The sequence below is a fragment of the Methylobacterium crusticola genome (assembly GCF_003574465.1).
GTDB lineage: Bacteria > Pseudomonadota > Alphaproteobacteria > Rhizobiales > Beijerinckiaceae > Methylobacterium > Methylobacterium crusticola.
On sequence record NZ_KZ984652.1, the window covers coordinates 1 to 8,511 of the forward strand.

An 8,511-nucleotide genomic window follows, 5' to 3' on the forward strand; every position below is an offset into this window, starting at 1 on the left:
CGCCGCGAGCGCCCCGCGCTCGGCCGCCGGCAGGTCGCGGTCGCGCAGCCAGATCCAGCGCGCGCCGGCCGCCAGGCAGGCGGCGACCCGGGCCGGCAGCGGCTCGGGCGACCCGTGCCGGTCGGTGACGACGAGGAGGCGCGACGGCAGCGGGCGCGACGGCGCCGTCACGAGCCGACGAGGCCGAGCTGCGGGCTCGACGGCTCGGCCCGGGCCCGGCGCGGGATGCGGCCGGCGCGGTAGGCGAGCCGGCCCGCCTCGACGGCGTGCCGCATGGCCCGGGCCATCAGGACCGGATCGTCCGCCTTGGCGACCGCCGTGTTGAGCAGCACCGCGGCGGCGCCGAGCTCCATGGCGATCACCGCGTCCGAGGCCGTGCCGATGCCCGCATCCACGATCACCGGCACGGGCGAGCGGCGGCAGATCAGCTCGAGGTTCGCCGGGTTGGCGACGCCCATCCCCGAGCCGATGAGCGAGCCCATGGGCATCACGGCGGCGGCGCCGAGGTCGGCGAGGCGGCTGCACACGACCGGGTCGTCGTTGCAGTAGGGCAGCACCACGAAGCCGGCCTCGACGAGCTGGCGGGTGGCCTCGAGGGTCTCGGCGACGTCCGGGTACAGGGTCTCGCGGTCGCCGATGACCTCGACCTTGACCCAGTTCGTGCCCAGGGCCTCCCGGGCGAGCTCGGCCGTCATGACGGCGTCCCGGGCCGTCTCGCAGCCGGCGGTGTTCGGCAGGAAGCGCGCGCCGGCGAGGCGCGACACGGTGTCGGAGCCGTGGCCGCGCAGGGAGACGCGCCGGATCGACACCGTCACGAGGGCGGCGCCGCTCACCTGCACGGCCTGCGCCATGAGGCTCTGGGTCGGGTAGCCGGCCGTGCCGATGAGGAGCCGCGACGGCAGCACCGTGCCGGCGATGGTGAGGTGGTCGGTGTCGTCCATGGTCGCTGTCTCCCGGCCCCTCGCCTCCCGGCGAGCGGCGCTTGTCGGTGTTGAGCGGGTGCGCCCTCCTGGTCGGGCGCGCGGGCCTCATCCGCCCTGCATCGCCCGCACGATCTCGACGCGGTCGCCCGCGCCGAGGGGCGTCGCGGCCCAGTCGCGCTGGCGCACCACGGCGCCGTTGAGGGCGATGGCGAAACCCTGCGGGCCGGGCAGGTCGAGGTCCGCGGTCTCCTCGCGCCAGAGCCCGTCCAGGGTCGCGGCGTCGCTGTCGCGGGGCTCGCCGTTGACGATGAGCCTCATGCCCGCGCCTCCGGGCCGGCCGCCGGCAGGGCGAAGCGCGCGAGCCCGAAGGGCGCCGCCACGGGGGGCAGCGCGCCCCGCAGGATCAGGTCCGCCAGGGCGGCGGCGGTGACGGGCGCCAGGAGGTAGCCGTTGCGGTGGTGGCCCACCGCCAGGACGAGGCCCGGCATCGCCTCGCCCAGGATCGGGGCGTCGTCGTCCGGCGTCGGCCGGAAGCCGGTCCAGACGCCCGCGACCGGCATCTCCTCGATGCCCGGCAGGGCCCGGCGGGCGCCCTCCAGGAGGGCGAACAGGCCGCCGGCCGTGAGGGCGGGGTCGAAGCCGCACTCCTCCACGGTGGCGCCGACCACCAGGGTGCCGTCGCTCTTGGGCGCCATGTGGACCTGCTCGGTCCAGACCACGTGGTCGAGGCCGCCGCTGCGCGGCGTGACGCTGAGCGCCAGCGACTGGCCCTTGAGGGGCCGCACCGGCACCGCGAGGTCGGGCAGGAGGCTCCCCTCCCCGGCCCAGGCGCCGGCGGCCATCACGACGGTGCCGGCGCGCACGGGGCCGCGCGCCGTCCGGACGCCGACGACCCGGCCGCCCTCCCGGTCGAGCGCCGCGACGGGGCAAGCCTCGATCAGGCGCCCGCCCGCGGCCCGGAGCGCGGCCCGCAGGGCCGCCATCACGCGGGGCGGGTCGACCTGGTGGTCGTCGGGGCAGAGGAGCCCGGCCGTGACCGTGGGGCGCAGGCCGGGCTCGCGGGCCCGCACCGCCGGGCCGCCCAGCCACTCCGCCGAGAGGCCGGCCCGCACCTGCAGGTCGTGCCGGAAGCGCAGACGCTCGACCTCGTCGCGCCCGAGCGCGACCACCAGGGTGCCCTCCCGGCGGTAGTCGATCCCGAGGCCGGAGGCCGCCTCGAGTTCGTCCCGGAAGCCGTGCCAGAGGCGCTGGCTCGCCACGGCGAGCGGCAGGAGCGGGTCGCCGCCGGGCTCGTGCTCGGCCGCCGCCGCCAGCATGCCGGTGGCCGCCAGGCTGGCGCCGTCGCCGGCCCGGCCGCGCTCGAGCACCGCGACCGAGAGCCCGCCCTGCGCGAGCCGCCACGCGACCGAGAGCCCGATCAGCCCGGCGCCGATCACCACGACGTCGGCCCGCTCCGGCGGGCGGTCGTCGGCGGGCGCGGCCTCGGCGCCGCGGCGCCGGCCGATCGGGGATGGGGGGTGGATGCGCAACCTCGTCTCCACGGTGGCCCGTCGAGATTGGAATGCGCCGCGGTCGGTGAAGCGCGCGGGGCCCGAGAAGCCCTGTCCAATCCCTACGCCGGTATGAGCCGGATCAGGTTCGAAGGATTTCCGCGCTGACCGGCCCGGAGGCGGGCGGTCCAGCGGTGTCTCAGCCCCTTGGCGGGGATCTCCCTGGAACGACCGGAATGTGGGGGCGGCATGGGCCGGCGTCAACCGGCGGGGTGCCTCAACCGGCGGCGGCGCGGGCCGGGCGGTAGATGGCCATCTCCTCGGCGAAGCCGTCGAGCGGATGGGTGCCGAGGAGCTCGGGGTCGCCCCACAGGAAGTCCACGAAGGGCTTCGACATCAGGAGCGGCTCGGCCAGCGTCTTGTTGAGCTTGGCGAGCCGGCTCGCCAGGTTCACGTCGCGGCCGATCACCGTGAAGTCGAGGCGCGCCCCCGAGCCGACGTTGCCGTAGGCGGCCTCGCCGTGATGGAGGGCGATGCCGGCCTCGATCCGCGTGGCGAAGCGCCCGGCCCGGTTGGCCTCGTCGAGGCGCCTGAGCGCGGTCTGGGCCGCCGAGAGCGCGCCCTGGGCGGCGCCGCCGAGGTCGTCGCCGCTCTCGCGAAAAATCGCCAGGAGGCCGTCGCCCATGTACTTCAGCACCTCGCCGCCCTCGCTCTCGATCGGCGGCACCAGGCAGTCGAAGTAGGTGTTGAGGAGGTCCACCGAGGCCTCCGGCGTCAGCGCGTCGGTGAGATGCGTGTAGCCCCGCATGTCGGCGAACAGGATCGCCGAGCGGATGCGCTCCACCTGCCCGCGGCGGATGAAGCCCGCCAGGATGGCCTGGTGCGGCCCGTCGCCGACGTAGACCCGCAGGACGTGGTCGAGGCGCGTGTTGAGGCCCCGCATCTCCATCACGGCCGAGAGGGTCGGCACGATGAAGCGCAGGATCGCCATGTGCTCGTGGCTGAACCCCCCGGGCGCCCGCGTCGCGAAGGTGACGCCGTTCTTGGTGCCGTTCGTGAAGAACAGCGGGATGGTGAGGTACCAGGTGTAGCCGGCCTGCTTCAGCTCCGGCAGGATCGAGAAGCGCTCCTCGTGCGTCTCGGCGAGGTTGAGGAGCAGCCACTCGCCGGTGGCGTAGACGTGCGCGAACGGGCTCGCCGCGAGCGCCCGCTCGGAGGCCTCGCCGTGCGGGAAGAGCCGGAAGCTCACCCCGCTCTCCCGCGTCCAGAACCGGCCGACGCCGGAATAGTCCGAGTGCAGGGCGTCGATGGCGGTGGTGACCCGGTCGATGGGCACGCCGAGGTCGTTCAGCCGCTCGGCCATGCCGGCGAGGAGGTCGCCGGATTCCGGCAGCCGCGAGCCCTCGCTGAGCAGCCAGTCCCGCAGGGCCACGCAGGCCCGGAACAGCCCGATCGGGATCGCGCTCGCCTCCGAGCCGTCCGCCATGGCCGTCGGTATCGGGGCAGAGCCAAGGGGCGGGTNGCGTCGGATTACGGCAAGGCTTCGGAGAGGTGGGGCAAGCGGGGCGTCGCCCCCGTCCCGCGACGCGGCAGCGGGGCCGGTCGCGGCGGCCCACGGGGGCGGACGAACCTCACGCGAGCCCCTTTGGTCGGCCGGCACCGGCGGGGGCGCCGCCAGGGATGCCGTCACGCCACGAACCGTCCGGCACCGGCACGCGGCGCGCCAGGGCTTCGCCCCTGGGCGCCCGACGCGCCGTGCGGGGGCGCGCCGATTTCCGGCGACGAGCCGCCGGCGCCGGCCACCGGCCCGACGAGCCCAGGCAGGAAGGGGCACCCGGCCTTCCCGCGTCGGCCGGTCGACCCAGGCGGCGTCAATTGTCGAGGAAGCTCCGCAGCTTGCGCGACCGGCTCGGGTGCTTGAGCTTGCGCAGGGCCTTGGCCTCGATCTGGCGGATGCGCTCGCGGGTGACCGAGAATTGCTGGCCGACCTCCTCGAGGGTGTGGTCGGTGTTCATGCCGATGCCGAAGCGCATGCGCAGCACGCGCTCCTCGCGGGGGGTGAGCGAGGCCAGCACCCGGGTGGTGGTCTCGCGCAGGTTCGACTGGATCGCCGCGTCGATCGGCAGGACGACGTTCTTGTCCTCGATGAAGTCGCCGAGGTGGGAATCCTCCTCGTCGCCGATCGGGGTCTCGAGCGAGATCGGCTCCTTGGCGATCTTGAGGACCTTGCGCACCTTCTCGAGCGGCATCGCCAGCTTCTCGGCCAGCTCCTCCGGGGTCGGCTCGCGGCCGATCTCGTGCAGCATCTGGCGCGAGGTGCGGACGATCTTGTTGATCGTCTCGATCATGTGCACCGGGATGCGGATCGTGCGGGCCTGGTCGGCGATCGAGCGGGTGATCGCCTGCCGGATCCACCACGTGGCGTAGGTCGAGAACTTGTAGCCGCGGCGGTACTCGAACTTGTCCACCGCCTTCATCAGGCCGATGTTGCCCTCCTGGATCAGGTCCAGGAACTGCAGGCCGCGGTTCGTGTACTTCTTGGCGATCGAGATCACGAGCCGGAGGTTCGCCTCGATCATCTCCTTCTTGGCCTGGCGGGCTTCGCGCTCGCCCTTCTGGACCATGTGGACGATCTTCCGGTACTCCTGGATCTCCAGTCCGGTCTCGGAGGCGAGCGAGGTGATCTGCTCGCGCAGGGTCGCGATGCCGTCGTGCCCGCGCTCGGTGAAGTTCTTCCAGCCCTTGCCGCCGAGCTTGCCCACGCGCTCGACCCAGTGCGGGTCGAGCTCGTAGCCCTGGTAGTGGCGCAGGAACTCGTCGCGGGCGACGCCGTGGTTCTCGGCGAGGCGCATCAGGCGGCCCTCGTGCGAGATCAGGCGCTTGTTGATGTCGTAGAGCTGCTCGACCAGCGCCTCGATGCGGTTGGCGTTCAGCGACAGCGACTTCACGTCGGCGACGACGCGGTTCTTCAGCTCCGCGTAGCGCTGCCCCTGCGACTCGGAGGCGCCGCTGCCCTGGAGCCGGGTCTCGGCCTGCTCGGCCTGCACCTTGCGCAGCTTGCGGTAATTGTCCGCGATCGCGTCGAAGGTCTCGAGCACGCGCGGCTTCAGCTCGGCCTCCATGGCCGAGAGCGAGACGTTGTTCTCGAGGTCGTCCTCGTCGCCGTCCCCCTCCGGCGGGGCGCCGTCGACCTCGCTCTCGGCCTCGCCCTCGCTCTCCACCTCGGGCGGGCCGGCGCGGCCGTCGGGCCCGGCATAGGTCGCCTCGAGGTCGATAATGTCGCGCAGGAGCACCCGGCCGTCGACGAGCTCGTCGCGCCAGATGATGATGGCCTGGAAGGTCAGGGGGCTCTCGCAGAGCCCCGCGATCATCGCCTCGCGCCCCGCCTCGATGCGCTTGGCGATGGCGATCTCGCCCTCGCGGGAGAGGAGCTCGACCGAGCCCATCTCGCGCAGGTACATCCGCACCGGGTCGTCGGTGCGGTCCGTCGGCTCCTTGGCGGTCTCGGTGCGCAGCACCACGGGGCGCGCGGGCGAGGCCTCGGCGACCTCGCCACTCTCGCCGGCCTCCTCCTCCTCGCCGCCCTCGGGCGCCGCACCCTCGGGCTGGCCGTCGTCGGCCTCTTCCGCCTCGACGACGTTGACGCCGAGCTCGGAGAGCTGGCCCAGCACGTCCTCGATCTGCTCGGAGGTGAACTCCTCCTGGGGCAGCACCTCGTTCAGCTCGTCATAGGTGACGTAGCCGCGCTTCTTGGCGAGCTTGATCATCCGCTTGACGGAGGCATCCGTCAGGTCGAGGAGCGGGCCGTCGGTCTGCTGCTCGGGGGCCGCTTCGGTCTCGTCTCGTTCCGTTGCCTTCGTCGCCATGTTCAGCCTATGGTTCCGGCGCCGGCGCACCTGGGCGAGCTGAGGCCCCCGCCGTATCGGCACCGCTGATGTACTGACGGGCGGCGGAGCGCACGGCTCAGCCACCCTCGAATCTCACGCGAATGTGCAAGCAATCTGCTTGACTTGTCGTTAACTATCCCGGATCGGGCGCCGAAGTCACGCGTGGCGCGCGGCCTCAGTGCGTCTCCGTCTCCCCGGCATCGGTCGCGTCCGCGTCGCCCTCCGCGCCCGCCACGACGGACTGACGGCTCTTGACGTCGCGCAGCCAGGCGAAAGTCGCCTCCGTTTCCTCCTCGGCGAGGGCGCGTTCGGCGGCCCGGAGTTCGCTATGTAGCGTTCCGGCCTTGCGGTGCAAGATCACGGCCTGCCGAAGCGCGTCCTCCAGCCGCACCGGATCGGCGTGGGGATCGAGCGCCCAGCGGTCGCCCGGGCGCACCAGGGCGGCGACCCGGCCGGCCGCCGCCGCGAGCCCGGCCCGCGCCAGCCGCGCGTCGAGGAGCGCCGGGTCGCCGCCGCCCTCCGCCGCGTAGTCGAGGAGCACGCCGCGCAGGGCCTTGGCGTCCTGGCCCTCGAAGGCGATCTCGGCCAGCTCCTCGGCCTCGTGGGCGAGGAGCTGGGGGTGCACCAGCAGGGCCGCGACGATCAGGGCCTCCCGTGACGACGAGCCGCCGGTGAACAGGGACGAGCGGGCGAGGAGCGGGCTCGCCCGGGCGGTCAGGCGCGGCGAGACGGGCTGGGCCGGCGCGAAGGCCCCGCGGCGCGGGACGAAGGGCGCCCGCCCGCCCGCCGGCTGGCGGGAGGCCGCGCCGGGCCCGATCCCGCGCAGGCGCGCCTCGATCTCGTCGCGGTAGTAGCGCTTGAGCGTCTCGTCGCGGATGCCGCCGACGATCTCCCGCACGCGCTGGGCGAGGCCGGCCCGGCGCTCGGGCGTGTCGACCGGGCCCATCTCGGCCTCGCGCGACCACAGCACCTCGACCATCGGCCGCGCGCCCTCGAGCACCCGGTCGATGGCGGCCGGGCCGCTCGTGCGCAGGAGGTCGTCGGGATCCTGGCCCTCGGGCAGGAGGGCGAAGCGCAGCGACTTGCCGGGCTGGAGCGCGGGCAGCGCCACGTCGAGGGCCCGGTAGGCGGCCCGCCGCCCGGCGCCGTCGCCGTCGAAGCACAGGATCGGCTCGTCGGCCATGCGCCAGAGGAGCGCGAGCTGGTCCTCGGTCAGCGCGGTGCCGAGGGAGGCCACCACCTCCGGGTGCCCGGCGAGCGTCATCGCGATGGCGTCGACGTAGCCCTCGACGGCGATGACACGGCCGCTGGCGTGCGCGCTCCGGCGGGCCGCGTGGTGGTTGTAGAGCATCGCGCCCTTGCGGAAGAGCGGCGTCTCGGACGAGTTCAGGTACTTCGGCTTGGCGTCGGGGCTCATGCCCCGGCCCCCGAAGGCGACCACGCGGCCGCGCACGTCCCGGATCGGGAAGATCACCCGGTCGCGGAACCGGTCGAACGGCACCTTGATGTCGTCCCCGGTGGTGAGGAGGTTCAGCTCGACCATCAGCTCGGCCGGCACGTCCCGGGCGGCGAGGTGATCGCGCAGGGCGTAGCGCTCGGCCGGGGCGTAGCCGAGCCGGAACGTGCGGCGGATCTCGCCGTCGAGGCCGCGGCCGGCGAGGTAGTCCCGCGCCCGTCCCCCGGCCCGGCCGGCGAGCTGGTCCTCGAAGAACGCGCAGGCGAGCTCCATCACCTCGAGGGCGCCGCGCCGGCGCGTCTCGGTCTCGCGGGCGGCCTCGGTCGGCGCCGGCAGCGCGACCCCGGCCTCGGCGGCGAGCCGCTCCACGGCCTCCGGGAACGACACCCCCTCGGTCTCCATCAGGAAGGTGAAGACGTCGCCGTGCTTGCCCGAGGAGAAGCAGTGGTAGAACTGCTTCTGGTCGTTGACGTAGAAGGACGGCGTCTTCTCGGCGTTGAACGGCGAGAGCCCGCGCCACTCGCGCCCCGCCTTCTTCAGCCGCACGCGCCGCCCGACGACCTCGGAGGCCGAGAGGCGGGAGCGGATCTCTTCGAGCAGGTGGGGAGGATAGCGCACGCGTCGGTCCCGCAGGCCTCTGGGGCGTGCATCCTAGCGCAGTTGGGTCGACGGAGTCCTAACGCCTCGCCCGGGGAGGCGGGCGCGCCGCCCGACGGCGCGTCCCGTCCGGCGCGCCGCCGGGAGCCCGCCGCGGG

General features: G+C 73.9%; 6 protein-coding genes and 1 riboswitch. All 6 genes read right to left on the reverse strand.

What is annotated here, in order from left to right; translation table 11 throughout:
* Window positions 1–167 precede the first annotated feature (167 nt).
* Window positions 168–941, reverse strand: a complete 774-nt coding sequence (gene thiG / locus DT057_RS05065) for a thiazole synthase (RefSeq protein ID WP_128561027.1) — start codon at window positions 939–941, stop codon at window positions 168–170.
* Between the two features lie 87 nt (window positions 942–1,028).
* A complete protein-coding gene (gene thiS, locus DT057_RS05070) occupies window positions 1,029–1,241 on the reverse strand; it encodes a sulfur carrier protein ThiS (RefSeq protein ID WP_128561028.1) in 213 nt (70 codons plus the stop codon).
* Window positions 1,238–2,446 (reverse strand): glycine oxidase ThiO, encoded by a 1,209-nt coding sequence (gene thiO / locus DT057_RS05075; protein WP_128561032.1) that lies wholly within the window; start codon window positions 2,444–2,446, stop codon window positions 1,238–1,240. Before thiO ends, thiS begins: the two co-directional genes overlap by 4 nt.
* Before the next feature lie 68 nt (window positions 2,447–2,514).
* A riboswitch (TPP riboswitch) is annotated at window positions 2,515–2,646 on the reverse strand.
* Between the two features lie 44 nt (window positions 2,647–2,690).
* Window positions 2,691–3,899 carry an adenylate/guanylate cyclase domain-containing protein gene (locus DT057_RS05080; RefSeq protein WP_128561029.1) on the reverse strand — a complete coding sequence of 403 codons (1,209 nt, stop codon included), beginning with the start codon at window positions 3,897–3,899 and terminating at the stop codon, window positions 2,691–2,693.
* A 385-nt stretch (window positions 3,900–4,284) separates the two neighbouring features.
* Window positions 4,285–6,279, reverse strand: a complete 1,995-nt coding sequence (gene rpoD / locus DT057_RS05085; protein ID WP_128561030.1) for an RNA polymerase sigma factor RpoD — start codon at window positions 6,277–6,279, stop codon at window positions 4,285–4,287.
* Between the two features lie 196 nt (window positions 6,280–6,475).
* Window positions 6,476–8,374, reverse strand: a complete 1,899-nt coding sequence (dnaG, locus tag DT057_RS05090) for a DNA primase (RefSeq protein WP_128561031.1) — start codon at window positions 8,372–8,374, stop codon at window positions 6,476–6,478.
* Window positions 8,375–8,511: the final 137 nt, after the last annotated feature.